This window comes from Bacteroides caecigallinarum (genome assembly GCF_016902295.1).
GTDB classification, from domain to species: domain Bacteria; phylum Bacteroidota; class Bacteroidia; order Bacteroidales; family Bacteroidaceae; genus Phocaeicola; species Phocaeicola caecigallinarum_A.
The window spans coordinates 33732-59185 of record NZ_JACJLQ010000012.1; the positions used below are offsets into that span (position 1 = coordinate 33732).

The window sequence follows — 25454 nt, forward strand, 5'->3', positions numbered from 1 at the left end:
ATATTTGCACCACAAAAATAGTGAAAGGTGAGCGGAGAGGCAAATGAAAAAGGTAGTTTTTCAAATTTTGACTATCCCTAACAGTATCCTATTTATCATAAAAACTATAGCAATGCTTAAGATAATACTCGCTACACTTATAATAGTAGCTGTCTGTATAGCACTATTATGCGTAAAAATACTGTTCAAAAAGAACGGACGTTTCCCTAATACACATGTTAGCGGAAGTAAAGCCATGCGTGAAAGAGGCATCGGATGCGTACAATCGCAGGACAGAGAGCAGCGTAAAACCAATCCTAACGCCATCTCGGAAAGACAGAAAAATGAAGAAGAAGAATAATTAACTTAAATGATATAGAAATTTATGAGAAAGACTAAGAACATCCTTAAAGGATTTTTAGCTGTGGTTATGGCTGTAATGTTTGTACAGTGCGCAGGAAACAATGGTGAATCAACACAGACAGCAGCACCTGTTGCAGCTACCGGTACAACAAACATGAAGATTGCATACGTAGAAATAGACTCGCTTCTTACAAAATACCGTTTCTGGAACGACCTGAACGAACTTATGATTAAGAAGGAAGAAAATATCCGTACTACTCTTAACGAAAAGGCAAAAGCTCTTGATGCAGCAATGAAAGAATTCCAGCGTAAATATGAAAACAATGGTTTCGTAAGTGCTGAAAGCGCTCAGCAGCAGCAGAACCGCATCATCAAACAGCAGCAGGATCTTCAGGTTTTGCAGGAAAAACTTAGCAAGGACCTTGCTGACGAAAATCAGAAGAACAGTCTTCAGCTGAGAGACTCTATCAACTCATTCCTTAAAATCTACAACAAGGATAAAGGTTATAGCTTGATTATCAGTAACACAGGTTTCGACAACCTTCTTTATGCAGATCCTGCATATAATATCACACAGGAAATTGTTGACGGACTTAACGCACGTTACTCGGGTATCAACAAATAATAACTTTTTAAATAGTGTTTAAACAGCATTTAAACACTATTTAAAGCACAAAATGAAAATAAAAAAAAGGTGGATTTTTTCCACCTTTTTTTATTTTTGTATCGAACAAAAGCTATGTCTAGTTTGTTTTATAACTAAATCACGACAACATACAACGATAGACATTATGGAAACTTTTCACGAATTAATATCTTCATCAGACGTACCTGTAATTGTGGATTTCTTTGCTGAATGGTGCAGTCCTTGCAAAACCATGTCTCCTATTCTGAAACAGGTTAAAGATATGCAAGGCGACAAGGTGCGAATAGTAAAAGTAGATGTTGATAAAAATAATGCACTTGCCATGCAATACAGCATACAGTCTGTACCTACACTGATGATTTTCAAAAACGGAAAACAAATGTGGAGACAAAGTGGAGTAATAAACGCTGGAGAGTTGAATAAAATCGTAGAAATGTTCAAATAAAAAATAATTAAACACTCATTTTTCATCATTTATTGTTCAAATAAAACAGCCATCTAATTCGCAACATTATGTTTATGAATTAGTTGGCTGATTTTATTATTTTATTTTTTTATTTTATCCCATGAAGGAGGATTGACACCCATAAGATGCTTTACAAAAAAGTCATATCTTTTATGTTCACCGAAGTCATCACCCATAGTATGACGTGCTCCCGGAATAACAACAAGTTCGAAATCTTTACCTGCTTTAATCAAAGCATTAACCACCTGCATTGTTGAAGCAGGATCAACATTATCATCCATTTCGCCTACCACAAGCATCAATGGTCTGGTAAGTAAATGTGCATTATCAACATTCGAACATGCAGAATAAGACTCATCAACCGGATATCCCATCCAAAGCTCATTCCACCATATCTTATCCATACGGTTGTCATGACATCCACATGCCGAGTATGCAGCCTTATAGAACTCAGGATGGAATAAAACCGCACCTGTAGATTCCTGTCCCCCAGCTGAACAGCCAAATATTCCTACTCTGTCAATGTCCATATAAGGATACTTCTTTGCCGCAGCCTTTATCCATGCGATATGGTCTGGCAGTCCGGCATCCTTCAGATTCTTATAGCATACTTCTTCAAACTCCTTTGAACGGAAAGATGTAGTCATTCCGTCAACCTGAACAACAATAAATCCCAGTTCTGCCAGAGATGTCATCCACCAGTTATATGAAGAGAATGTTTTAGGAACATACTGGTCGCCAGGTCCTGAATAGATATATTCTACTATCGGATACTTCTTGCTTGGATCAAAATTTGAAGGACGGTAAATAACTCCCCAGATATCAGTCTTTCCGTCACGGCCTTTTGCCGAAAATACTTCAGGAGCCTTCCAGCCATTTTCCACCAATGCAGAAATATCAGCCTTCTCAAGATTCATACATATCTTGCCATTACTTGCGTTACGAAGAACAGCTACAGGAGCCTGGTCTACCTTACTATATACATCTACAAGATATTTATGGTCGGCAGAGAAGCAGCATTTGTGCATACCCTCTTCAGGAGTCAGTTCCACCATACCTGTACCGTCAAAGTTTATCTTATAGTAATGTATCAGATACGGGTCTTCATTCTTATTCATACCATTGGCAGAGAAATAGATTTCCTCATTCTGCTCGTCAACGTATTGTACGCCACGGACGTACCACTCGCCTTTAGTAATCTGATGTGTAGGTTTTCCAGTAGCACGATCATACATATAGAGATGATTGTAATTATCTCTCTCGCTAGACCAGATAATTCTCTTGCCGTCGCTTAGATAATTGCGGTATATACGCGGGTAATTTACGTATTTCTCTTCTTTTTCTTCAATCAGAGTACGCACACTTCCGTCCGTAGCCGACATTTCAAGAACTCTATATACCTTATGACCACGTTCATTATACTCGAACGTCACTGCCTTACTATCATCATTCCATGAAGGGCCAAGTAATTCATACTGATGACTGAACAGTTCTGTAGAAGGAATCAATGCCTTTCCTGTCTCTACATTAAAGATACACGGAACCTTGAATCTAAGTTCATCGCCGGGCTTGGCATACTCCTGCTTGTGTAACTTCGGCTGAAGCTGGTCTGAAGGAGACGATTCTACATAATATACATAACGTTTCTCAATAGGACGTATCCGGCATGAAACGACAGACTTAGAATCCGGCGACCATTGGATATATGAAGAATAATAATTACTCAATGTTCCATCGATACTCAATTGCTTTTCCTTACCGGTAGGGATTTCGCGCACATATACATTATCATTCTTGATAAATGCTACATATTTGCCATCGGGCGATGTAACCGGAGAACCGTTTTTCTCATCATCTACTACCATCCAATGAGGCTGCGGAGAGGCAGGCTGGACATTTCCTTCCGAAACAAGACGATTTTTCTTTAAACTATAAGCCCAATGCTTGCCATCAAAGATAAAGCGCAGTGTATCTTGCCTCTCATTAAAAAGCACACTGTTAAGAGATAATGCGTATGGTTCTACTTCCTTTCCTGATAGCTCAGAAAGTGCCGCCGACAGCTTCTCATGATTAAACAAAGGAATACGCTTTGAGTCAGAAGCATCTACCTTGACATATTCCTTGCCTTTTTCTGTATTACGGATATACCAGAACGCATCACTCTTGTTTATCCAATGAGGTACGACATCACTATACAGGACGTTTCTTGCACTATATTTCTGACGAAGGCTATAAGCACGATTATAGTCCTCTACCGTACCTTGAGCCAAAACTTCAGCAGAAAAAGAACATGCAAGTCCCAATAACAGAAAGCTCGATTTTAAATAGTTGTTCATAATTGAAATTACCTTTCAAAATAATAATAAAACATTCATTTTACATCTATTATTTAAATAAGGATGAAAGTTATACAAATAAAATTTTCAGCCATATGTTGCTTCTTATATCATTTTTTTATATTCTTGATATATACATCAGCTCGAGTAAGTACATCACGCACAAAATTGTAAGTTTCCGTACCTCTGAAATAACCACTCTTACAAACAGGATCCTTGTAATATTCTTCCTTGTTCTTCAATAACATATATACCGCTACATTTCCATCCCAAACGTACTTGTCCTTACCGTATTTCTCTGCCAGAGCCATTGCGTCAAACACATGCCCTATACCGGAATTATACGAAGCAAGAACAAACATCATTCGTTCCTTATCATCCTTTACTTTGGAAAAAATATTCTGTAACTCTGATATATATTTAACACCGCCCTTGATACTCTGTTCCGGATCACTTTCCATTCCTGCAGGAACGCCGTATGCTCTGGCTGTAGAAGGCATAAGCTGCATGAGCCCCTTCGCACCGGCCCAAGAGACTGCCGACGGATTAAAGTTTGACTCAGTATAGACCAAAGCGGCAAGTAATCTCCAGTCCCAGTTTATCTGTGATGCATATTTCCTGAACAAATCGTCATAATAAGATATTCTGCCATCCTCAAGAGAAAGAATTGCAGCTTGAGGAGTATGTTTGTTCAGTTCAAAATATCTTTTGGCACTAGCCTCATACCCCGCAGAGTTTATATTCTCTCTATGCCATTTGTCGGCAGCCTCAGCCAGTTTAGGAGAAGTCTTTCTAACCGCCCATGCAGAACGCTGGTCGAAACTGATTTCCATACTGATATCAAGATTAGGATTATATGTCTTATTGATTTTTGCCAATTCATTATTTGTCACAGTATAATCTATTTTACCTTTGGCTACCATTTCGATAAGATCCTCATTAGTTATACTGTCTTCGGTTACTTCATGTATTATTATACCTCCCCCCAATTCATGATTAAGGTTATCAAGTCGTTCTTTATACTTTCCAGGCATTACATATACCTCTTTACCTACTAACTGGGTTACATCATTCAGTGCATCCTTACTACTTCTTTGAACTAAAACCTGATGTGATATATTTTCTTTTCCACAATATATCAAATCTTTTTTTCTTTCATTTGTTATGGCAAGATTATAGGCTATAAGGTCACCTTCCCCACTATGCAAAGCATCAACAAGTTCAACCTCTGAATTCAATACTATGACCTTCAGTTCTACCCCCAAAGATTTTGCAAATCCTTGTGCCAGTTCATATTGGAATCCCATAGGAACCTCCCTGTAATTAAAATATGATGCATAGCTGTTTATTGTCAACACAATAAGCTCGCCATCTTCAATAATTTGGTCAAGGTCATCGTGAATAATGACTGTATCATGCTCTTTATTAATAACAAACGGTATGCTTATAAAAGCTAGAATTAACACTATTATTGAAGGTATTAAAAATCTACGTTTCTTCATCGCATCACATTTTAATAATTAATCACTATCTTTGCTGCATACAAAAATACGATAATAAATAAAATATACAAACTATGGTCAAGCACATTGTTATGTTCAAGCTGAAAGAAAGCTTGTCTGAAAATGAGAAAATTGAAATAATGAACAATTTCAAGTCGGCTATTGAAGCACTGCCTCAAACAATCAAATTCATAAAAGATATACACGTAGGACTGAATATCAATCCTTCAGAAAAATGGGATATCTGCCTCGACAGCACTTTCGATTCACTGGAAGATGTAAAAGCATACTCTGTTCATCCTGACCACGTGGCTGCTGCCGGAATAATAAAAGACGCAAAAGAAGACAGAGCGTGCGTGGATTTTGAAATATAATTGTAACAGCCTATGAAAAAGATTATCAACCCATGGAAAGGCATGGACGGTTATTACTGCTTCGGATGCGCACCAAACAATGAAGCCGGAGTAAAAATGGAGTTCTACGAGGACGGAGATGACATAGTGAGTATCTGGCATCCCGAAGCAAAATATCAGGGATGGGTAAACACATTGCATGGCGGCATACAGGCTACACTGCTGGACGAAATCTGCGCTTGGGTAATAGCCAGAAAGCTTCAGACTACCGGTGTAACGTCAAAAATGGAAACCAGATACATGAAATCCATTATGACTACCGATGACTATGTGGTACTACGTGCACGTATCAGAGAACAGAAACGAAACATAATATTGGTAGACGCATCAATCTTTAATATGAATGGCGAAGAATGTACAAAAGCTACATGTACCTACTTCACATTCTCTAAGGAAAAGGCACAAAAAGACATGTTTTTCAACGGATGCGAAACAGAAGAAGAGGATGTAAATCCATTAATTTGAAAGAAAAATCTAATATTTTACATTAAAAATTTGGATTTATAAATCTTTCACTATACTTTTGTCGCAAACAAGAAGAAAAAGTTATGATTTTTACAAATGCACTACATCACCATCATCATTTCCTGACGAAATAATCGGTAGGCTGATGGCTCATGCATTTCATTATAGAAAGAATTATTCAAGGCTTGCCGTAAAACCAACGGTGAGCCTTTTTTATTAAATACAGATTATAAACATTTAAAATCAATATATATGCTAAGAATTGCCGTACAATCTAAAGGCCGTCTGTTCGAAGATACAATGGCCCTGCTTGCAGAAGCTGACATCAAGCTGTCAACATCAAAGCGAACATTGCTCACACAGTCAACAAACTTCCCTGTAGAAATTCTGTTCCTGCGCGATGACGATATTCCACAATGCGTGGCAAGCGGAGTCGCCGACATGGGTATAGTAGGCGAAAACGAATTTACAGAAAGAGAAGAGGAAGCAGACATCATACAAAGACTTGGATTCAGCAAATGCCGTCTGTCGCTCGCCCTGCATAAGGAAATAGAATATAACGGTCTGGAATGGTTCAACGGAAAGAAAATCGCGACTTCATATCCTGTAATTCTTAAAAGATTTCTTGAAAAGAACAATATAAAAGCCGATATACATGTCATTACCGGTTCAGTAGAAATTGCTCCGGGAATAGGTCTGGCTGACGCCATTTTCGATATAGTAAGTTCAGGTTCCACGCTTATCAGCAACAACCTTAAAGAGGTGGAAGTGGTAATGAAAAGCGAGGCTCTGCTGATTGGCAACAAGAACATGAGTGAAGATAAAAAAGAAATCCTCAAGGAACTGCTGTTCAGACTGGATGCCGTAAAAGCTGCCGAAGACAAGAAATATGTACTGATGAATGTTCCTACCGACAAGGTGAAAGATATTATTGAAGTACTTCCAGGAATAAAAAGCCCTACGGTCATGCCACTTGCCACTGAGGGATGGAGCAGCGTACATACCGTACTTGACCAGAAATGTTTTTGGGAAATAATAGGAAAGCTGAAAGCTATCGGCGCACAAGGCATTTTAGTTCTTCCTATCGAAAAGATGATTCTCTAGTCACTAAAAACCAAAACAATGAATATAATAAGATATCCTGCACGGTCAGAATGGAAAAACCTTCTGAGCCGTCCTACACTGAATACGGCTACACTTCGCGACACAGTGCTTCAGGTGCTTGGCGATATACGCGCAAAAGGCGACAAAGCCGTTATTGAATACGAAGAGAAATTCGACAAGGTAAAACTGTCGTCGCTTGAGGTTACTGAAGAAGAATTTGCCGAAGCTGAAAAAGCTACTGACAGCACGCTGAAGAAAGCTATATGCAAGGCATTGGAGAATATCCGTAAATTCCATGCATCACAGAAATTCGAAGGACAGAAAGTAACTACCTCAACAGGAGTTACCTGCTGGCAGAAAGCGGTAGCCATTGAGAAAGTTGGTCTATACATTCCGGGCGGAACTGCTCCCCTATTCTCTACAGTACTGATGCTTGCAGCCCCCGCAAAGATTGCCGGTTGCAAAGAAATAGTTCTTTGTTCGCCTCCAAACCGTGAGGGCAAAATCAACCCTGCCATACTATATGCAGCCAAGGCAGCCGGAGTAAGCAGAATATTCAAAGCCGGTGGTGTACAGGCCATAGGAGCTATGGCATACGGAACTGAAAGCATTCCTAAGGTATATAAGATATTCGGTCCGGGAAATCAGTACGTTATGGCAGCCAAACAGGAAGTATCGCTTCACGATGTAGCTATCGACATGCCCGCAGGACCTTCGGAAGTAGCTGTACTGGCAGATGAAACAGCAAACCCGGCTTACGTCGCATCCGACCTGCTCTCACAGGCAGAACACGGAGTAGACAGTCAGTCAATATTGATTACCACATCGGAACAACTTATCAATGCAGTGCAGGAAGAAGTGGAAAAACAGTTAGCCGTACTTCCAAGAAAGGAGATTACTGAAAAATCACTTTCACACAGCAAACTGATATTGGTGAATTCCATCGACGAAGCTATCGACATGTCTAACGAATACGCTCCGGAACACCTCATAATCGAGACAAAAGACTATATGCAGGTAGCTGAAAGAATAGTAAATGCCGGCTCTGTATTCCTCGGTCCTTACACTCCGGAAAGTGCAGGCGACTATGCATCCGGGACCAACCACACTCTTCCTACCAACGGATATGCAAAGGCCTACAGCGGAGTAAACCTGGACAGTTTCACACGCAAGATTACATTCCAGGAAATCACACGCGAAGGCATAATGAACATAGGACCAACAATCGAAACAATGGCTGCAAACGAGTTTCTTGATGCACACAAGAATGCAGTCACAGTAAGACTAAAATCATAAGAGAAAATACAATGAAACCATTAAACGAACTTATACGTCCCAATATATTGTCATTGAAACCATATTCTTCTGCCAGAGATGAGTATAAAGGGGTTACAGCATCAGTATTCCTCGATGCCAACGAAAACCCATACAACTCGCCGAACAACCGATACCCTGACCCTTTGCAGACTGAACTGAAGACTTTGGTTTCAAGGGTAAAGAAGGTTGCCAAAGAAAGAATATTCCTCGGCAATGGAAGTGATGAGGCTATAGACATTCTCTATCGTACATTCTGCGTTCCCGGTGTAGACAATGCCGTAGCTATAGATCCTACATACGGAATGTATGAAGTATGTGCCGACATAAACGATGTGGAATACCGCAAGGTACTGCTTGATGAGAACTTTCAGTTCAAGGCTTCAGACCTTCTGGCAAAGACTGACGACAAGACAAAGCTTATCTTTCTCTGCTCGCCAAACAATCCTACCGGCAACAACCTCTGCAAAAAAGAGATAGAAACAGTACTGCAGGAATTCGGAGGAATAGTGGTTATAGACGAAGCTTACATCGACTTCTCGGATGAAGTTTCATTCACCACGATGCTTGACAAATATCCTAACATGGTAGTCCTGCAGACATTCTCAAAGGCATGGGGATGTGCAGCCATCCGTCTCGGTATGGCGTTCGCTTCGGAAGAAATCATATCTGTGTTCAATAAGGTGAAATACCCTTATAACGTAAACCACCTGACACAGACAGAAGCCATCAGCATGATAGGAAAAGAATATCAGATAAAGGAATGGGTGAAGACACTGCTTGCCGAAAGAACCAGACTGATAGAGAAATTCGGCAAACTTGCATGCTGCGAACATATCTACCCTACCGATGCAAACTTCTTCCTCGCAAAGGTGACCGACGCTAAAAAAATCTACGACTATCTTGTAGGAAATGGTATTATTGTAAGGAACCGTACTAACATCACCTTGTGTCACAACTGCCTCAGAGTAACCATAGGCTCGCGTCCGGAAAACGACAAGCTTATAGAGGCTCTTGAAAACTATAAATAAGGAGAAGCAATGAAAAAGATATTATTCATAGACCGCGACGGCACACTGGTGATAGAACCACCTGTCGATTATCAGCTCGACTCTTTCGAAAAGCTTGAGTTCTATCCAAAGGTTTTCCGAAATCTGAGCTTTGTGCGCGAAAAACTTGACTACGAATTCGTAATGGTAACCAATCAGGACGGATTAGGTACCGACTCGTTTCCGGAAGACACATTCTGGCCTGTGCACAACCTCGTAATGAAGACTTTGGAAAACGAAGGAATCACATTCGACAATGTATGTATAGACAGAAGTTTTCCTGAAGACAATGCACCTACCAGAAAGCCACGCACAGGAATGCTTACACAATACATAGACAATCCCGAATACGACCTGGCCGGAAGCTATGTTATAGGCGACCGCGCAACAGACGTAGAACTGGCGAAAAATCTGGGATGCAAGGCCATACTCCTACAGGACGACAAAGAAATCCTGAAAGAAAAATCACTGGAAGAATATTGTGCACTTGCCACAAAAGACTGGGACAAGATAGCGGAATTCCTGTTTGCCGGAGAGAGAAAAGCTGAAGTAAGACGAACCACAAAAGAAACCGATATCTATATAAGCCTCAACCTCGATGGGAACGGAGCTTGTGATATAAGTACAGGTCTGGGATTTTTTGACCACATGCTGGAACAGATTGGCAAACATGGAGGACTGGATCTTACCATAAAAGTAAAAGGCGACCTTGAAGTGGACGAACATCACACCATTGAAGACACAGCCATAGCCCTCGGAGAATGTATCTACAAGGCATTAGGCAACAAACGCGGAATAGAACGCTATGGTTATTGCTTGCCTATGGACGACTGTCTGTGTCAGGTTGCACTAGACTTTGGTGGACGCGCATGGCTGGTTTGGGATGCAGAATTCAAGCGCGAGAAAATAGGCGATATGCCTACGGAAATGTTCCTACACTTCTTCAAGTCATTAAGTGACTCGGCACGAATGAACCTCAACATAAAGGCTGAAGGCCAGAACGAACACCACAAGATTGAAGGCATCTTCAAAGCTCTTGCAAGAAGTATAAAGATGGCAGTAAAACGTGATGTATATCACTTCGAAGTACCGTCAAGTAAGGGATGCATATAAAACCATAAACTGAAGTATCGGAGGAGGCTTTACGCCTCCTTTTTTGTTAATAAGATTTTCAGATACAGGCAATTAGTTAAACCATGTTATAAAACACGTGTTTTTGCGCACAAAACTTGCAAATTCAGGAAAAGTCCGTACCTTTGTAACGTGTTTTTCATAGTATTAGATTTTAAGGTTAACAAAGGTTGGAGTACGGCGGTACTCCTTTTTTTATGCCCGTACTTTAAATACACAATCCGTATATTACGTTTCATAACAATAAATGTATGATAAATGTATATAAACAAAAAAATCAGATTGAATATTCAACCTGATTTTCTGAGCCTCTTGTCGGATTCGAACCAACGACCCCGAGATTACAAATCACGTGCTCTGGCCAACTGAGCTAAAGAGGCAGGTGGGTAAGCTTACCATATCGCGCCGCTACAACCAACTACCTTTGCTGCGATCAAGCCCTGGAGGATTCGAAGGGAGCTGGCCGTATGGGACTTACCCGTGTTATGTTTTGCTATCGATTGAACCATATTGGTGTTTCTCGATTGCGGGTGCAAAGGTAGGCATTTTTTTTAATTACACAAGCATTAACCGATAAAAAAATAAAGTTTTATCCTCAAAAAGATGTTTTTTCGCCGTTTTATATACTTCCTATGCCGAAAAAACTTACTTTTGCACAGTAATTAATTATATATAGAGCACATGGAAGACAAACCTAAGACACTACAAGAACATGCAATGCGTTTCGGTACGATGATGGGAATATTCTGGATAATAAAATTCTCATTCCTGCCTATGGGATTCAAGATACCACTTCTGCAACTTCTGTTCATCTTCATGACATTGTTTGTCCCCATATTAGGATATATATACATCCGTAAGTATAGAGAACGTTATTGCGGGGGGGAACTTTCTTTCCTGCGTGGACTGGTATTTTCAATTTATATGTATTTTTTCGCATCTTTACTCACGGCTGCCGCTCATTATATATATTTCCGCTTCATAGATAATGGTTATCTGTTGGGAACATATATGGAACAACTTGAAAATCTGAAATCGTCACTAATCGGTGATATGGAGACATCAATAGACCAACTCATCCAAAATCTCGACATAATAGCATCAATGTCTTCGCTGCAACTAACACTACAACTAATATTTCAAAACATATTCTACGGAATACTTCTTTCACTGCCAACAGCATTATTGGCCATGCGAAAGAAGAGGTAGTTGATTATTATAATATACAAGAAATCCTTCCGGATATAAACACATACCAACATCAATCGAGAAACTTAAAAAAAAAACTTATATAAATGGACATATCTGTAGTAATTCCCTTATATAATGAAGAAGAATCATTGCCGGAGCTTCAGGCATGGATAGAAAAAGTAATGAAAGAACACGGCTTCAGTTACGAAATAATATTTGTAAACGACGGAAGCACTGACCGTTCATGGAGCGTAATAGAAGAGCTGGGTAAAAAACACAATAATATTAAAGGTATAAAGTTCCGCCGCAATTACGGAAAATCTCCTGCCCTATTCTGCGGATTCGAGAAAGCGCAAGGCGACGTCGTAATAACTATGGATGCCGATTTACAGGACAGTCCTGACGAAATACCGGAGCTATACAGAATGATAACCGAGGACGGATATGACCTTGTGTCGGGATGGAAACAGAAAAGATACGATCCGCTGTCAAAAACAATTCCTACAAAACTTTTTAACGCCACTGCAAGAAAAGTATCAGGCATCAAGAATCTGCATGACTTCAACTGTGGACTTAAAGCATACCGACGTGAAGTGATAAAGAACATCGAAGTTTATGGCGAAATGCACCGCTACATTCCTTACCTGGCAAAGAACGCAGGTTTCAGCAAAATAGGAGAAAAAGTGGTACACCATCAGGCACGAAAATACGGAAAGACAAAATTCGGAATAAACAGATTTGTCAATGGATACCTTGACCTTATTTCACTTTGGTTTCTGTCAAAGTTCGGAGTCAAGCCAATGCATATTTTCGGTTTCCTTGGTTCTATAATGTTTTTCCTCGGATTCATCGCCCTTATAGCTGTTGGAGCCATGAAGCTATACAATATGCATGCGGGCAACTCGTACAGCCTCGTTACAGACAATCCTTATTTCTTCCTTGCACTCACTACAATGATATTAGGAACACAGCTATTCCTGGCAGGTTTCCTTGGCGAACTCATTGCAAGGAATTCAATGGAAAGAAACAAATATCAAATTGAAAAAGAACTATAATAAACAGCAATGAATAGATATCCAATACTCTTTATTGTAATTACACTGTTTGCAACCATTGTCCTAAATAGTTGTGAAGGAGAAAGTTGTCCTCCCAATGCACTTGCATACGCAAAATTCTCCATGGTAAACCAACACGGAGTTGCCGTAAGTTCTACTGTAGCTACAAGTATAATTGGTCAAATGACTACAGATGTCACTGTTTACGACACACTTGAAAATGGTGAAATCATAGAAAGGATAGTGACTGACTCAATAATAAACGATACTCTTATAAATAAAGAAAGCAATATGAGTTCTTTCAAAGTTCCTTTGAGTTATTCCGACAAGACAACATTCATAATAGACTACGACGGACAACAGCAAGACTACATCACTATAAAGCACCGAAACATTCCGTATTTCATGAGTGTTGATTGCGGAACCATGATGTTCCATGAAGCAACAGAAGTAACACACAGTAATGGAATAGATTCAATAATAATAGTAAATCCAAATATTGATAATTATGAGAAAGATAATTTCAGGATATATTTTACAGTTTCTGATACTCAGTAGTTTACTGCTATGTCCTATGTACGCTTTCTCACAGAAGAAAAATGACAAGGATAAGGAAAAGGCTGAAAACGTAAAACTATATCAAGGGACTACCATAGGTGTCGAAGTCGCCGGTCTTGGAAATTACGTTTTAGGAAGCGACATATTAAGCAGTGAAGTAATGATACAGGCAAACCTACTGAATCGCTTTTTGCCTATAGTTGAAATAGGTTACGGCAAAGTCAATACCACAAGCGACGCGACTGATATACACTACCAGACTGCCGCACCATTCTTCAAGATAGGAGCTGATTACAATTTCTTCTACAACAAGCCTCACTCGCCCGGATACTTATACGCAGGTTTGAGATATGGTTTTTCATCATTCATGTATGATGTTGACGGACCCGAAATGACTGATCCCAATTACGGAAGCTTGATAAAATATCCATTCTCATATCATGGAGTAAATACTAAAGCCAACTGGCTTGAGATAGTCGGCGGAATGAAAGTAAAAATATTTAAAGGCTTCTGTATGGGATGGAGTGTAAAATACAAGAAACGCCTAAGCTATACCCATTACGAAAATACCGAGCCATGGTACATTCCGGGATATGGTAATAATGCCGCAACAGGATTCAGCGTATCATATCATCTGATGTATAATCTTCCTTTTTAATATATGAGCATAATTGAAATTTGGCTTCTTGCAGTAAGTCTTGCCATTGACTGCTTTACAGTTTCGGTGGCAAGCGGTATTATTTTACATAAAATAGAGTGGAAAACATTCCTGAAGATGGGCTTTTTCTTCGGACTTTTTCAGGCTATGATGCCATTCTTCGGATGGATTGGAGCAAAAGGATTTCACCACTATATTGAGGCATATGACCACTGGATAGCTTTCGGGCTATTGGCTTTTCTTGGCGTTAGAATGATAAAGGAATACTTCAGCGATGAAGAATCGGAAAGTTTCAATCCACGAAAGCTGAAAGTTATCTTGACATTGGCCATAGCTACAAGCATAGACGCACTGGCTGTAGGTATTTCGTTCGCTTTCACAGGTTTCAACACTTTACGTTCACTCGCCCATCCATTGGCGGCCATCGGATTCGCATCGTTCGCAATATCTATCATAGGTAGTCTGATAGGAGTATTCTTCGGCAAAAGATTCAACCTCAGAATGGAAATATTCGGAGGATTAGTACTGATAGGTATAGGAGTTAAAATTCTAATAGAACATTTATCATAAAAGCTTTATCGAGATATGAATAACAAATCATTGAAATGGCAAATACCATTCCTCATTTTACTGATAGTGGGTACAGTTCTCATTCTTAAAAAACAGCCACCGTTTCATACAGACCAGGGATTAGTGTTCGGTACAATGTACAAGATAACATATCAACATGACGAAAACCTAAAACCTGAAATCGAAGCCGCTCTCCAAGAGGTGGACAACTCGCTTTCACCTTTCAACAAGAATTCCGTCATTACACGCATTAACAGCAATACAGACATGACAGCCGACAGTCTGCTGACTGATGTATACATTTTGGCAAAACAAATATCCGAAGAAACGGACGGGGCTTTCGACATAACCGTAGCGCCGCTCGTAAACGCATGGGGATTCGGATTCGACAGTTCTACCAACGTAAGTCACGAAACTATAGACTCGCTGCGCCAGTTCGTAGGTTTTGAAAAAATATCATTAAAGAACGGGAAAATAATAAAACAGGACAGCAGGACAATGCTTGACTGCAGCGCCATAGCCAAAGGCTACGGTGTGGACCACGTGGCACGGCTTCTTGACAGCAAAGGAGTGGAAAACTATATGATAGATATAGGCGGCGAACTCGTTCTGAAAGGTAAAAATCCGAAGATGAACACCTGGAGGATAGGTATAAACAAGCCTATAGACGACTCCTTGTCTGTCAATCAGGAGCTCCAGACTGTAATTGAAATAACAAATGCCGGACTTGCCACATCAGGCAATTATCGCAACTTCTATTATAAGGACGGAAAGAAATACGCCCACACTATCAATCCTCGTACAGGCTATCCAGTACAGCACAACATTCTGTCGTCAACTGTCGTTGCAAAAAACTGCGCAACAGCCGATGCATACGCCACCGCATTTATGGTTCTCGGCCTTGACTCTGCAGTTGCCATTTGCAACGCGCACCCGGAAATAGACGCCTACTTCATATATTCGGACAACAATGACTCCACCCGTATATTCTACACAGAGGGGATGAAAAGATTTATAAGGAGCAAATAAAATTAAAAATTTCACGACGAAGAAAGCGTAACACGTTCGTGTCACACCCGTTACACGTTCGTGATGCGTTCGTCACACGTTCGTGTCACACGCGTCACACGAACGTGTAACGCTTTTTATATAAATGCATTTATCCTCTTATTTGCCGACGCATCAATAAAAAAATAACGAATCTCCACTATACCGCCACCACTACCCGTTACTTCAACTTACTTTTTATCATTATTTTACACAAATAAGCACAGAAAAATTTGGTTAGAACACAGAATTTCATAATTTTGCATGTAGAAAACATTTCATTTTGTCAGACCTTAATATTTTGAATTATGAATATCAACCAAATCATGGCTTCACTGGGGGCCAAGCATCCAGGTGAATTGGAGTATCTGCAAGCAGTAAAAGAAGTTTTGCTATCTATTGAAGATGTATATAATCAACATCCTGAATTCGAAAAAGTATCATTGATAGAACGTCTGGTAGAACCGGACAGAATAATTACATTCCGTGTACCTTGGGTTGACGACAAAGGCAAGGTACAAGTAAATCTTGGTTATAGAGTACAGTTTAATAATGCGATAGGCCCTTACAAAGGAGGTATCCGTTTCCACGCATCAGTAAATCTGTCAATCCTGAAGTTCCTCGGATTCGAACAGACATTCAAGAATGCGCTCACCACTCTGCCTATGGGTGGCGGTAAAGGCGGTTCAGATTTCTCGCCACGCGGTAAGAGTGACGCTGAAATCATGCGTTTCTGCCAGGCATTCATGCTTGAACTGTGGCGTCACGTAGGCCCGGACATGGACGTACCGGCAGGCGATATCGGTGTCGGCGGTAGGGAAGTTGGCTACATGTTCGGTATGTACAAGAAACTGACTCACGAATTTACAGGTACATTCACCGGCAAGGGACTTGAATTCGGAGGCTCACTTATCCGTCCGGAAGCTACAGGTTTCGGAGGATTATACTTCGTAAAACACATGCTCGACAAGAAAGGTATCGACATAAAAGGCAAGACTGTGGCTATTTCCGGTTTCGGTAATGTGGCATGGGGTGCCGCGACAAAAGCAACTCAGTTGGGAGCGAAAGTCGTGACAATTTCAGGACCTGACGGATATATCTATGATCCAGACGGAATAAGCGGCGAAAAGATTGACTACATGCTCGAACTTCGTGCTTCGGGCAACGATATAGTTGAACCTTACGCAGAAAAATTCCCTGGTTCCAAATTCGTTCCGGGTCGCCGTCCGTGGGAAGTCAAAGTCGATATTGCACTTCCATGCGCAACCCAGAATGAATTAAATGGCGAAGATGCTGGAAATTTGATAAAAAATTCCGTACTTTGTGTCGGAGAAATCTCAAACATGGGTTGTACTCCTGAAGCAATAGACGCTTTCATCGAAAACAAGATAATGTATGCTCCTGGTAAAGCTGTAAACGCCGGTGGTGTTGCGACATCAGGTCTCGAAATGAGCCAGAACGCAATGCACATGAGCTGGAGCGCAAAGGAAGTTGACGAAAAGCTTCATCAGATTATGCATGATATACATGAACAGTGTGTCAAGTACGGAACTGAACCTGACGGTTATGTAAATTATGTGAAAGGTGCGAACATTGCAGGATTCATGAAAGTGGCACATGCAATGATGGCACAAGGAATAGTATAAAATTAAATCTTCAGATTTAAGATATCTCGTTTAGTTGTATTTGTATTTTGTATTGTAGCTTGCGCTGCCCGCCTGAGAAGGTATGGCAGCGTTTTTTTGTTCTGAAAGTAGTCCATTATTTATCTTACGGAGTTATATCTATAATAATTAATATAGATATGAAAATAAAATCATTATTATTATTGTGCATTACATTATTAATTACAGAATGTACAAAAGTGGGAATCAGTGTCAATAATCTTTCTGAAAATCATAACATTACCATTACAGGGAATTCTATATCAGGATTCATGGACAAAGATTCAAGAATATACGACATGAGTCGCATACCGGAAAATGGAAGCATAATATTTTACAGCAATGGAGGTATAAAATCGGAAGGAGACATTCTAAGTTATATCAATGGAGAATGGACTGGCCTAACTAACAACCAATGGAATCAAGACTATGAAAGCGCCAGTTTTATTGCATATTATCCCATAATAAGGGATGTCAATGATTTATACAATGATGACGGAGAGCTTATAGATGTTGTATGTTGTAAAGACACAATAAGCTTTGGAGAAACTATTAATTTAAGTTTCACTCATATCTTTACAAAATTCACCATCAATATTGAACAGGAACTTAACAACAATATTGAACTGATCAGCATAAACATTCCTCAAAAATTAGCCAATATAGACCTGACAACAGGAAAATACTCTACAACAGCAGATAACAACAATCTTATCACACTAAACAGAAATGATAACTGCATATATGAATTTTTAATACCAAGCATAAGTGGTATGAACATATCGTTTGATATAAACTTTAATGACAATACATCTGAAAACGTTTTTATTAAAGAAAACATATTTAAAAGCGGATATGAATATGTTTGCAATGTCCGCAAGAAAAAACAGGAAAATGGTATCTATACTACAATGGATTTCATTGCTTTCACTCACTTAATAAATGGCGAAACAGAATATGAGGGGAAAAAACTCGAAGATTTCTATACAGAAACTGACGGCAGAAGAATATTTAATCTGTATAATGATTTGAACTTTACGGAAGAAGAAGCTGCGAAAGTTTCTGTAATAAATGAACTGGACGATATCTTCGATGGTAATAATCATACACTATCAAATCTAACTGTAAATAAAAATAATAACATTAATATTGGTATATTTGGTTTAATCTCAGAAACAGGATATTTAAAGAATATAATCCTCAACAACTGTAGCTTTAAATTACAGCCTGGAACATATCGTGGAGTCGCCAGTATATTTGTTGGACAAAATAAAGGAATAATAGACAACTGTCATGTGATTAATGGAACTATAGATATGTTAAAAGACAATACAATGTATTCAGGATTTACAGCATTAAACAGCCCAACCGGAACGATATTAAACAGCAGTATATCCAATTTACAATTGGATGGAAGTCATGGCGCATTAGGGATCTTCGTATATCAAAACAATGGAAATATTATAAACTGTAGAATAAAAAACAACACTATTAAAAATGCAACAGGTAATAATTCTTCTACGATTTGTGTTTACAATTCAATGAGGTTATATAATATATTTGTTACCGAATATAAACAAGACTATTATGGAATCTGTTATGAAAATGACCCTGGACATTATTATAACTGTATTCTACCTGAAGAATATAATGGGAAAGCAATATATTCAGATCATAAAAGCGAGACAGCATTAAAAAAAGCTGTATATTATTCAGAAAGTCCGGATGAATATACAAGAATAGCAAACGAATTAAACCAATGGATAGAAGATAACAAATCGAAATATCCAGAGCTAACCTTCCGCAAATGGAAAACAAATCCTTCAGAAAAAGTTATATTCGAATAAAGACCTTATTATATTTTTTTTGGAGACCAAAATCATACTTCTTGATATAAATGTTGTATTTTTGCGACATATAAAAAATAATAAGAATATGAATAAGAACAAATCTCTGATTATTACAATAGTAGTCCTTGCAATAATTATAGCAGGCGTATCATTCTTCGCTATTCATCAAATGCGGCAAAACAAGGAAATGTCCGAACTCTTTGCCGTTGAAAAACTGGAAATGGAAAACGAGTACAGCACTTTTGCCACACAGTATGACGAACTGCAAATTCAGATAAACAACGACTCTTTAAGAGAAAAACTGGAAAGCGAAAAACTCAAAACTCAAAGGCTGCTCGAAGAACTGCGCCAGGTAAAGACAAGCAATGCAGCAGAAATAATGAGACTTAAAAAGGAGTTGAAAACTGTGAGGGCAGTACTTAGAAGTTATGTAATACAAATAGACTCGCTTAATAAAATAAATGCCGCTCTACAACTTGAAAATAAAGAAGTAAAAAGCAAATACAGTGCTGCAACAAGACAAATCTCAAATCTTTCTAAAGAAAAAGAATCTTTGAACGAAAAAGTCACACTTGCATCACAGCTTGACGCGACCAATATTGTTACTGAACCACTTAACAAACGAAATAGAGTGGCTAAAAAAGCTAAAGACGTAAAGACGTTAGCCATTTCGTTTACAATAGTAAAAAATATTACAGCAAAAACCGGTAATAAAACTTTGTATATAAGAATAGCCAAACCTGATAACGAGATTCTTACGAAAAGTGAATCGAATACATTTGCGTACGAAGACAGAAAAATCTCGTATTCTATCAAGAAAATGATAGAATATACAGGCGAAGAGCAGAGTGTAACCGTATATTGGGATGTTGAAGAATTCATGCCGGCCGGAACATACAAGATTTACATCTTTGCCGATGGCAATATGATTGGACAGGGTTCATTCTCACTGAAGTAATTTTGGCTTAATTTTAATTATGAACAAAAAGACAAGAAAATACTTATACGGTATAGTGGGCGGACTGGCAACAGCCACTCTTATTTCATCATGCGGCGTTGACCGTTCAGGAGAATATTACGCGCTTATTTCCACACAAACATGGATGTATGAAATAATGCAACAGGAATATCTGTTCTATCAGGATTTACCTAATGAAGAAAGTCTGGACTTTTTTAAAAAGCCATCGGAATTTCTGAACAACCTTGTCTCACAAAACGACAAGAAATCGAGCTCCAATTTCTCACACGTTGATTCTGTATATAACACATCTCGAGCATCATCCAATACACCTACATTCGGATTTGAAGGAACTATAATAAGGACAGATGATGGTTCATACGGAATAAGAGTTCTATATACACAAGAGAACTCTCCAGCAAAAGAAGTAGGACTTGAAAGAGGTGATTTAATAATTGCAGCCAACAATAAGAAAATAAACAGTTCTGACCTATTTTATATCACTTCACCTGGCAAAGCATACGAATTTACACTTGGTAAATTAAACGGGACAGGATTCGATACACTACAAAATGTACAAATGCCGGCACCAAGAATTGTTGAGAACAAAAACCTTTATAAATCGGATATTATCGACATTAACGGTAAGAAGGTGGCTTACATTCTATACAATGAATTTGGGAATAATGATTCGGAAAGTATAAAATCATTTTTTAATCAGTTATCAGGACAACCAATTAATGATGTTATCCTCGATCTAAGATATAATCCCGGAGGTTATGTAACTACAGCCCAACTCTTATCTACAAATCTGGCACCGCAGGAAGCCATTGGAAACGTATTCCTGAAAATGACTCATAACGACAAAATCAATAAAACCGATATTTTGAAATTCGAGCAGGAATTGCTTGCAAACGGTTCTGCCATAAGTTATGAAAATCTATATATAATTACTTCAAGCAATACCGCTTCTGCTTCGGAAATAGTGATAAACTGCCTTAAGCCATACATGAAAGGAAGACTTCTACAGGTAGGTACAGCAACATTCGGAAAGAATGTGGCTCAACAGTTGTACACCGACGAAAGCAGAGCGCCAATGATTGAATTTTGGCTGACTAACAGCCTGCTAAGCAATTCAGAGGATTACAGCGACTACTACACCAATGGATTAATACCTGATTATGAAATATCTGAAAATTTCAAAGGAGAGCTTGGAGAGTTCGGTACAAGTGCTGACTCATTAATGATTCCGATAATAAAACATATCGAGACCGGAAGTTTTCCTACATCTGAAACTTCAGAAGCAACCTCAAGAAGTCTTGAAAAGAAATATAATCTTAACAGTTCAATATCTTTAAAACCTAAATCAGCGATAGTAAAATAAAAATATTGAAATCTTTTCAACAATATCCTTTGTTATTTTGTTATTAAGGCATATATTTGCAATGTTGCATAAACAACCAAAACAACAAAACATTTCATTTGGTATGAAAAGATTTCTAAGCTTAATCCTATTGGCCGGAATAACAATAAACGGTTTCAGCCAACGCATACTGTCACTCGACAGTTGCAGAAACCTTGCTATCCAGAATAACAAGGAACTGCGTATCGCACAGGAGAAAATAAATGCCGCACACTATAATAAAAAGGCTGCATTTACAAACTACCTGCCTAAATTCGACATCATGGCAACCTACATGCGTACGCAAAAAGAAATTTCACTGCTAAGCGACGAGCAGAAAAATTCAATCAGCAACATCGGTACGGCAACTGGTGCACAGTTACAACAACAATTTCAACAGATAGCAGCCGCCAATCCTATTCTCTCATCTCTTCTTGAACCTCTGCAGGGTATGATACCCGGACTTACCGCCGGCCTTAACGGAGTTGGTCAAAACCTTGTGGACGCTTTCCGTACTGATACAAGAAACATGTTTGCCGGAGCCGCTACCTTAACCCAACCATTATTCATGGGCGGAAAAATCATCGCTTACAACAAGATTACAAAATATGCCGAACAGCTTGCCCGGATGCAGCATGCCACAGGATTGGAAGATATTATCCTGAATACAGACAAGGCTTACTGGCAGGTTGTATCACTTGTAAACAAGAAGAAACTGGCTGAAAGCTACCTAAACCTTTTGGTAACACTCGACTCGGATATAGACAAGATGATAGCCGAAGGTGTAGCCACAAAGGCAGACGGCCTGAGCGTAAAGGTTAAGAGAAACGAGGCTGAAGTGACTTTATTGAAAGTGGAAAACGGATTAAGCTTGTCGAAAATGGTATTATGTCAGATATGCGGGTTGCCTCTCGATACTGACATATCATTAGAAGATGAGGATATGGAAAATCTTACATTGCCTAATTTATATACAGAAAGCAATGTAAACACGGCTTTGGAGAACAGACATGAACTTAAAAGCCTTGAGCTGGCATCAGAGATATACAGACAGAAAGTAAACGTGGTACGTTCGGAATTTCTTCCTTCGCTTGCACTTACAGCAAACTATGCTGTGACTAATCCTTCACTTGTCAACGGTTTCGAAAACAAATTCAGAGGTTTCTGGGCAGCCGGAGTGGTATTGAAAGTTCCAGTGTTCCACTGGGGAGAAGGTATCTACAAAGTCAGAGCCGCAAAAGCTGAAGCAAACATCGCAAGATACCAGCTTGAAGACGTGAAGGAAAAAGTGGAACTTCAGGTGACACAAAGCTCATATAAGGTGAACGAAGCCACAAAACAGCTTCACATGGCAGAACAGAACATGGACAAGGCAGAAGAGAACCTTCGTTTCGCGACTCTTGGCTTCAAGGAAGGTGTAATACCGACAAGCAACGTACTCGAAGCACAAACAGCCTGGCTTTCTGCACAGTCTGGCAAAATAGATGCTCAGATAGACATGAAAATGAGCGAATTATATTTACAAAAATCAATGGGAACATTAAAATAATAAAAAGATATGGCTGATAAATCACAACACAGCAACGTTTTGCTGGCATTTTTCACATTGGTGGCTGCTATAGTCATCGTTAGCGTTATTGGATTCTTCACTCTTGGTAAAGGTCCGGAAATCATACAGGGACAGGCTGAAGCTACCGAATACAGGGTTTCAAGCAAGGTACCGGGACGTATTTTGAAATACTTCGTAACAGAGGGTGATCAGGTAAAAGCCGGCGACACACTTGCCATACTTGAGGCACCGGACGTGATGGCCAAACTGATGCAGGCTCAGGCAGCAGAACAGGCTGCACTTGCCATGAACCAGAAAGCAAACAAAGGAACTCGTGCCGAACAGCTTCAGGCCGCATTCGAAATGTGGCAGAAGGCTAAAGCCGGTCTGGAAATAGCTGAGAAATCTTATAATAGAGTAAACAATCTGTTTGAGCAGGGAGTGGTTTCAGAACAAAAAAGAGACGAGGCTAAAGCCCAGTACGAAGCAATGAAAGCTACAGAAAAGGCTGCAAACGCACAATACACAATGGCAAAGAACGGAGCTCAGGCAGAAGATAAGGCTATGGCTGCCGCTCAGGTGGAACGCGCTAAAGGTGCTGTGGCTGAGGTATCATCTTATATAAACGAGACTTATCTTGTAGCATCTGCAGACGGCGAAGTAACTGAAATTTTCCCTAAAGTGGGCGAACTGGTCGGTACAGGAGCACCAATCATGAATGTTGCACAGATGGATGATATGTGGGTTACATTCAACGTAAGAGAAGATTTACTTAAGGACTTCACTGTTGGTGGAGAAATAAAGGCTTACATTCCTGCACTTGAAAAAGATGCCGTACTAAAAGTTTACTATATGAAGGACTTGGGAAGCTATGCCGCATGGAAAGCAACAAAGACTACAGGACAGTTCGACCTCAAGACTTTTGAGGTAAGAGCAAAAGCTGTTGAGACTGTAGAGAACCTGCGTCCTGGAATGTCTGCCATAATTGAAAAATAAATAAACTGAATATGTCGAATACCGCCTATAGATTAATAAAGATAATGAGGCGAGAGGCGCTCCGTATTGCTACAAAACCTATGTATCTGTTTTGTATGATTATAGCACCTATACTCTGTTATGTGTTTTTCGCCACTCTTATGAGTAACGGATTACCTACAGACATGCCTGCCGGAGTGGTGGACCTCGACAATACATCTACCACAAGAAACATTATCAGAAACCTGGATGCATTCCAGCAAACAAAAATAGTGGCACATTACAGTAGTGTGGCAGAAGCGAGAAAAGCCATGCAGAAGGGAGAGATATATGCTTTCTATTACATTCCTGAAGGAACAACCGAAGAGACTTTGGCAAGCAGACAACCTAAGGTATCGTTTTATGCCAACTATTCATATCTAATTGCCGGCTCGCTGATATACAGGGACATGAGAACTATGTCCGAACTGGCAGGAGGAGCTGTAGGAAGAGCGACGCTATATGCCAAAGGAGCTACAGAAGACCAGGCTATGGCATTTCTGCAACCGATAGTTATAGAGACTCACGCCATCAGCAATCCCTGGCTGAATTATTCCATCTATCTGTGTAACACTCTTTTCCCTGGTGTGCTTATGCTGCTGATATTCATGACCACAGCATACACATTAGGAACGGAGATAAAGGAAAATACAGGAAAAGAACTTATGGCACTGGCAGACAATTCCATAGTTATGGCGCTAATAGGAAAGATTCTTCCTCAGACACTGATATTCTTTATTATGGCAACATTCCATAATATTTATCTGTACGGATTTCTGCATTTCCCATGTCACGGAGGAATCTTCTCTATGATAATGGCAGGACTGCTGCTTGTATTGGCGTCGCAGTCTGTAGGCATTTTCTTCTACGGTTTGTTCGGTTCGATGCGTCTTGCCCTCAGTGCGGCATCACTGTGGGGAGTACTGTCATTCTCCATTTCAGGATTTACATTCCCTGTGATGGCAATGCACCCTACCCTCCAGGCTCTGAGCAACCTGTTCCCGTTGAGGCACTACTTTCTGCTATACGTTAACCAGGCACTGAACGGTTACCCTATAATCTATGCCTGGCATTCGGTAGTTGCACTAATGCTGTTCCTGCTATTGCCTTTCTTTGTACTGAAGAAACTAAGGCAGATTATGGAAACATACGTATATCTCCCTTAACACC

At 39.6% G+C, this 25454-nt stretch carries 24 protein-coding genes and 1 tRNA gene; 22 read left to right on the forward strand and 3 right to left on the reverse strand.

All coding sequences use genetic code 11. The features are described from left to right. Window positions 1-112: 112 nt before the first annotated feature. The 3 genes from H6A27_RS05630 to trxA all read left to right on the forward strand — a co-directional run bounded on the left by H6A27_RS05630 (window position 113) and on the right by trxA (window position 1433). Window positions 113-340, forward strand: a complete 228-nt coding sequence (locus tag H6A27_RS05630) for a hypothetical protein (RefSeq protein WP_154043896.1) — start codon at window positions 113-115, stop codon at window positions 338-340. Window positions 341-364: 24 nt separating this feature from the next. After that, the gene (locus H6A27_RS05635) at window positions 365-967 is read left to right on the forward strand and encodes an OmpH/Skp family outer membrane protein (protein WP_204508000.1); all 603 of its coding nucleotides are present in this window, start codon (window positions 365-367) and stop codon (window positions 965-967) included. 166 nt (window positions 968-1133) lie between these two features. Next, window positions 1134-1433, forward strand: a complete 300-nt coding sequence (trxA, locus tag H6A27_RS05640) for a thioredoxin (RefSeq protein ID WP_204508001.1) — start codon at window positions 1134-1136, stop codon at window positions 1431-1433. Between the two features lie 101 nt (window positions 1434-1534). On the opposite strand, the gene H6A27_RS05645 is transcribed toward trxA, so the two are convergent. Then, window positions 1535-3790, reverse strand: a complete 2256-nt coding sequence (locus H6A27_RS05645) for a S9 family peptidase (protein WP_204508002.1) — start codon at window positions 3788-3790, stop codon at window positions 1535-1537. A 110-nt stretch (window positions 3791-3900) separates the two neighbouring features. Further along, complete coding sequence (locus H6A27_RS05650; protein ID WP_338083596.1) at window positions 3901-5271, reverse strand: MltF family protein; 1371 nt, start codon at window positions 5269-5271, stop codon at window positions 3901-3903. 95 nt (window positions 5272-5366) lie between these two features. On the opposite strand from H6A27_RS05650, the gene H6A27_RS05655 reads away from it, so the two are divergent. From H6A27_RS05655 to hisB, 6 genes are all read left to right on the forward strand, one after another. Continuing rightward, on the forward strand, window positions 5367-5666 hold the full coding sequence (locus H6A27_RS05655) for a Dabb family protein (RefSeq protein ID WP_204508004.1): 300 nt from the start codon (window positions 5367-5369) through the stop codon (window positions 5664-5666). Between the two features lie 12 nt (window positions 5667-5678). Then, window positions 5679-6170, forward strand: a complete 492-nt coding sequence (locus H6A27_RS05660; protein WP_204401296.1) for a PaaI family thioesterase — start codon at window positions 5679-5681, stop codon at window positions 6168-6170. A gap of 252 nt (window positions 6171-6422) precedes the next feature. Beyond that, complete coding sequence (gene hisG, locus H6A27_RS05665) at window positions 6423-7274, forward strand: ATP phosphoribosyltransferase (RefSeq protein ID WP_204508005.1); 852 nt, start codon at window positions 6423-6425, stop codon at window positions 7272-7274. Window positions 7275-7292: 18 nt separating this feature from the next. Next, window positions 7293-8570 carry a histidinol dehydrogenase gene (gene hisD / locus H6A27_RS05670; protein ID WP_204508006.1) on the forward strand — a complete coding sequence of 426 codons (1278 nt, stop codon included), beginning with the start codon at window positions 7293-7295 and terminating at the stop codon, window positions 8568-8570. Between the two features lie 11 nt (window positions 8571-8581). Further along, a complete protein-coding gene (gene hisC / locus H6A27_RS05675) occupies window positions 8582-9619 on the forward strand; it encodes a histidinol-phosphate transaminase (RefSeq protein ID WP_204508007.1) in 1038 nt (345 codons plus the stop codon). A gap of 9 nt (window positions 9620-9628) precedes the next feature. Further along, window positions 9629-10750 (forward strand): bifunctional histidinol-phosphatase/imidazoleglycerol-phosphate dehydratase HisB, encoded by a 1122-nt coding sequence (hisB, locus tag H6A27_RS05680; protein ID WP_204508008.1) that lies wholly within the window; start codon window positions 9629-9631, stop codon window positions 10748-10750. Between the two features lie 324 nt (window positions 10751-11074). On the opposite strand, the gene H6A27_RS05685 is transcribed toward hisB, so the two are convergent. Then, window positions 11075-11148 (reverse strand) — tRNA-Thr (locus H6A27_RS05685). Between the two features lie 301 nt (window positions 11149-11449). On the opposite strand from H6A27_RS05685, the gene H6A27_RS05690 reads away from it, so the two are divergent. The 13 genes from H6A27_RS05690 to H6A27_RS05750 all read left to right on the forward strand — a co-directional run bounded on the left by H6A27_RS05690 (window position 11450) and on the right by H6A27_RS05750 (window position 25450). After that, window positions 11450-11977 (forward strand): DUF4199 domain-containing protein, encoded by a 528-nt coding sequence (locus tag H6A27_RS05690; RefSeq protein WP_204401306.1) that lies wholly within the window; start codon window positions 11450-11452, stop codon window positions 11975-11977. An 86-nt stretch (window positions 11978-12063) separates the two neighbouring features. After that, window positions 12064-13014, forward strand: a complete 951-nt coding sequence (locus tag H6A27_RS05695; protein ID WP_204401308.1) for a glycosyltransferase — start codon at window positions 12064-12066, stop codon at window positions 13012-13014. 9 nt (window positions 13015-13023) lie between these two features. After that, window positions 13024-13572: a DUF6452 family protein gene (locus H6A27_RS05700; RefSeq protein ID WP_204401310.1), complete on the forward strand. Its 549-nt coding sequence runs from the start codon at window positions 13024-13026 to the stop codon at window positions 13570-13572. Then, the gene (locus H6A27_RS05705; protein WP_204508009.1) at window positions 13523-14230 is read left to right on the forward strand and encodes a DUF6048 family protein; all 708 of its coding nucleotides are present in this window, start codon (window positions 13523-13525) and stop codon (window positions 14228-14230) included. Before H6A27_RS05700 ends, H6A27_RS05705 begins: the two co-directional genes overlap by 50 nt. Window positions 14231-14233: 3 nt before the next feature. Beyond that, window positions 14234-14800 (forward strand): manganese efflux pump MntP, encoded by a 567-nt coding sequence (locus H6A27_RS05710; RefSeq protein WP_204401314.1) that lies wholly within the window; start codon window positions 14234-14236, stop codon window positions 14798-14800. Window positions 14801-14815: 15 nt separating this feature from the next. After that, window positions 14816-15829: an FAD:protein FMN transferase gene (locus H6A27_RS05715; protein ID WP_204401316.1), complete on the forward strand. Its 1014-nt coding sequence runs from the start codon at window positions 14816-14818 to the stop codon at window positions 15827-15829. Window positions 15830-16155: 326 nt separating this feature from the next. After that, window positions 16156-17493, forward strand: coding sequence for an NADP-specific glutamate dehydrogenase (gdhA, locus tag H6A27_RS05720; protein ID WP_204508010.1), 1338 nt, complete (start codon window positions 16156-16158; stop codon window positions 17491-17493). A 158-nt stretch (window positions 17494-17651) separates the two neighbouring features. Next, a complete protein-coding gene (locus tag H6A27_RS05725; protein ID WP_204508011.1) occupies window positions 17652-19358 on the forward strand; it encodes a fimbrillin family protein in 1707 nt (568 codons plus the stop codon). Window positions 19359-19446: 88 nt separating this feature from the next. Then, window positions 19447-20319, forward strand: coding sequence for an intermediate filament family protein (locus tag H6A27_RS05730; protein ID WP_204401322.1), 873 nt, complete (start codon window positions 19447-19449; stop codon window positions 20317-20319). Between the two features lie 19 nt (window positions 20320-20338). Continuing rightward, a complete protein-coding gene (locus H6A27_RS05735; RefSeq protein ID WP_204508012.1) occupies window positions 20339-21703 on the forward strand; it encodes a S41 family peptidase in 1365 nt (454 codons plus the stop codon). A 103-nt stretch (window positions 21704-21806) separates the two neighbouring features. Next, window positions 21807-23270, forward strand: coding sequence for a TolC family protein (locus H6A27_RS05740; protein WP_204508013.1), 1464 nt, complete (start codon window positions 21807-21809; stop codon window positions 23268-23270). Window positions 23271-23279: 9 nt separating this feature from the next. Continuing rightward, a complete protein-coding gene (locus H6A27_RS05745) occupies window positions 23280-24266 on the forward strand; it encodes an HlyD family secretion protein (RefSeq protein ID WP_204401328.1) in 987 nt (328 codons plus the stop codon). Window positions 24267-24277: 11 nt separating this feature from the next. Continuing rightward, the gene (locus tag H6A27_RS05750; protein ID WP_204508014.1) at window positions 24278-25450 is read left to right on the forward strand and encodes an ABC transporter permease; all 1173 of its coding nucleotides are present in this window, start codon (window positions 24278-24280) and stop codon (window positions 25448-25450) included. The last annotated feature ends 4 nt before the right edge of the window (window positions 25451-25454 follow it).

What these genes read in the sequence shown, in the direction of transcription:
- hisB (WP_204508008.1), top strand. Translation starts at nt 9,629, where the DNA reads ATGAAAAAGATATTATTCATAGACCGCGACGGCACACTGGTGATAGAA.
- H6A27_RS05735 (WP_204508012.1), top strand. Translation starts at nt 20,339, where the DNA reads ATGAACAAAAAGACAAGAAAATACTTATACGGTATAGTGGGCGGACTG.
- H6A27_RS05630 (WP_154043896.1), top strand. Translation starts at nt 113, where the DNA reads ATGCTTAAGATAATACTCGCTACACTTATAATAGTAGCTGTCTGTATA.
- H6A27_RS05750 (WP_204508014.1), top strand. Translation starts at nt 24,278, where the DNA reads ATGTCGAATACCGCCTATAGATTAATAAAGATAATGAGGCGAGAGGCG.
- H6A27_RS05660 (WP_204401296.1), top strand. Translation starts at nt 5,679, where the DNA reads ATGAAAAAGATTATCAACCCATGGAAAGGCATGGACGGTTATTACTGC.
- gdhA (WP_204508010.1), top strand. Translation starts at nt 16,156, where the DNA reads ATGAATATCAACCAAATCATGGCTTCACTGGGGGCCAAGCATCCAGGT.
- H6A27_RS05730 (WP_204401322.1), top strand. Translation starts at nt 19,447, where the DNA reads ATGAATAAGAACAAATCTCTGATTATTACAATAGTAGTCCTTGCAATA.
- H6A27_RS05745 (WP_204401328.1), top strand. Translation starts at nt 23,280, where the DNA reads ATGGCTGATAAATCACAACACAGCAACGTTTTGCTGGCATTTTTCACA.
- H6A27_RS05710 (WP_204401314.1), top strand. Translation starts at nt 14,234, where the DNA reads ATGAGCATAATTGAAATTTGGCTTCTTGCAGTAAGTCTTGCCATTGAC.
- H6A27_RS05690 (WP_204401306.1), top strand. Translation starts at nt 11,450, where the DNA reads ATGGAAGACAAACCTAAGACACTACAAGAACATGCAATGCGTTTCGGT.
- H6A27_RS05655 (WP_204508004.1), top strand. Translation starts at nt 5,367, where the DNA reads ATGGTCAAGCACATTGTTATGTTCAAGCTGAAAGAAAGCTTGTCTGAA.
- H6A27_RS05725 (WP_204508011.1), top strand. Translation starts at nt 17,652, where the DNA reads ATGAAAATAAAATCATTATTATTATTGTGCATTACATTATTAATTACA.
- trxA (WP_204508001.1), top strand. Translation starts at nt 1,134, where the DNA reads ATGGAAACTTTTCACGAATTAATATCTTCATCAGACGTACCTGTAATT.
- H6A27_RS05645 (WP_204508002.1), bottom strand. Translation starts at nt 3,790, where the DNA reads ATGAACAACTATTTAAAATCGAGCTTTCTGTTATTGGGACTTGCATGT.
- H6A27_RS05635 (WP_204508000.1), top strand. Translation starts at nt 365, where the DNA reads ATGAGAAAGACTAAGAACATCCTTAAAGGATTTTTAGCTGTGGTTATG.
- H6A27_RS05715 (WP_204401316.1), top strand. Translation starts at nt 14,816, where the DNA reads ATGAATAACAAATCATTGAAATGGCAAATACCATTCCTCATTTTACTG.
- H6A27_RS05740 (WP_204508013.1), top strand. Translation starts at nt 21,807, where the DNA reads ATGAAAAGATTTCTAAGCTTAATCCTATTGGCCGGAATAACAATAAAC.
- H6A27_RS05695 (WP_204401308.1), top strand. Translation starts at nt 12,064, where the DNA reads ATGGACATATCTGTAGTAATTCCCTTATATAATGAAGAAGAATCATTG.
- hisG (WP_204508005.1), top strand. Translation starts at nt 6,423, where the DNA reads ATGCTAAGAATTGCCGTACAATCTAAAGGCCGTCTGTTCGAAGATACA.
- hisD (WP_204508006.1), top strand. Translation starts at nt 7,293, where the DNA reads ATGAATATAATAAGATATCCTGCACGGTCAGAATGGAAAAACCTTCTG.
- hisC (WP_204508007.1), top strand. Translation starts at nt 8,582, where the DNA reads ATGAAACCATTAAACGAACTTATACGTCCCAATATATTGTCATTGAAA.
- H6A27_RS05705 (WP_204508009.1), top strand. Translation starts at nt 13,523, where the DNA reads ATGAGAAAGATAATTTCAGGATATATTTTACAGTTTCTGATACTCAGT.
- H6A27_RS05700 (WP_204401310.1), top strand. Translation starts at nt 13,024, where the DNA reads ATGAATAGATATCCAATACTCTTTATTGTAATTACACTGTTTGCAACC.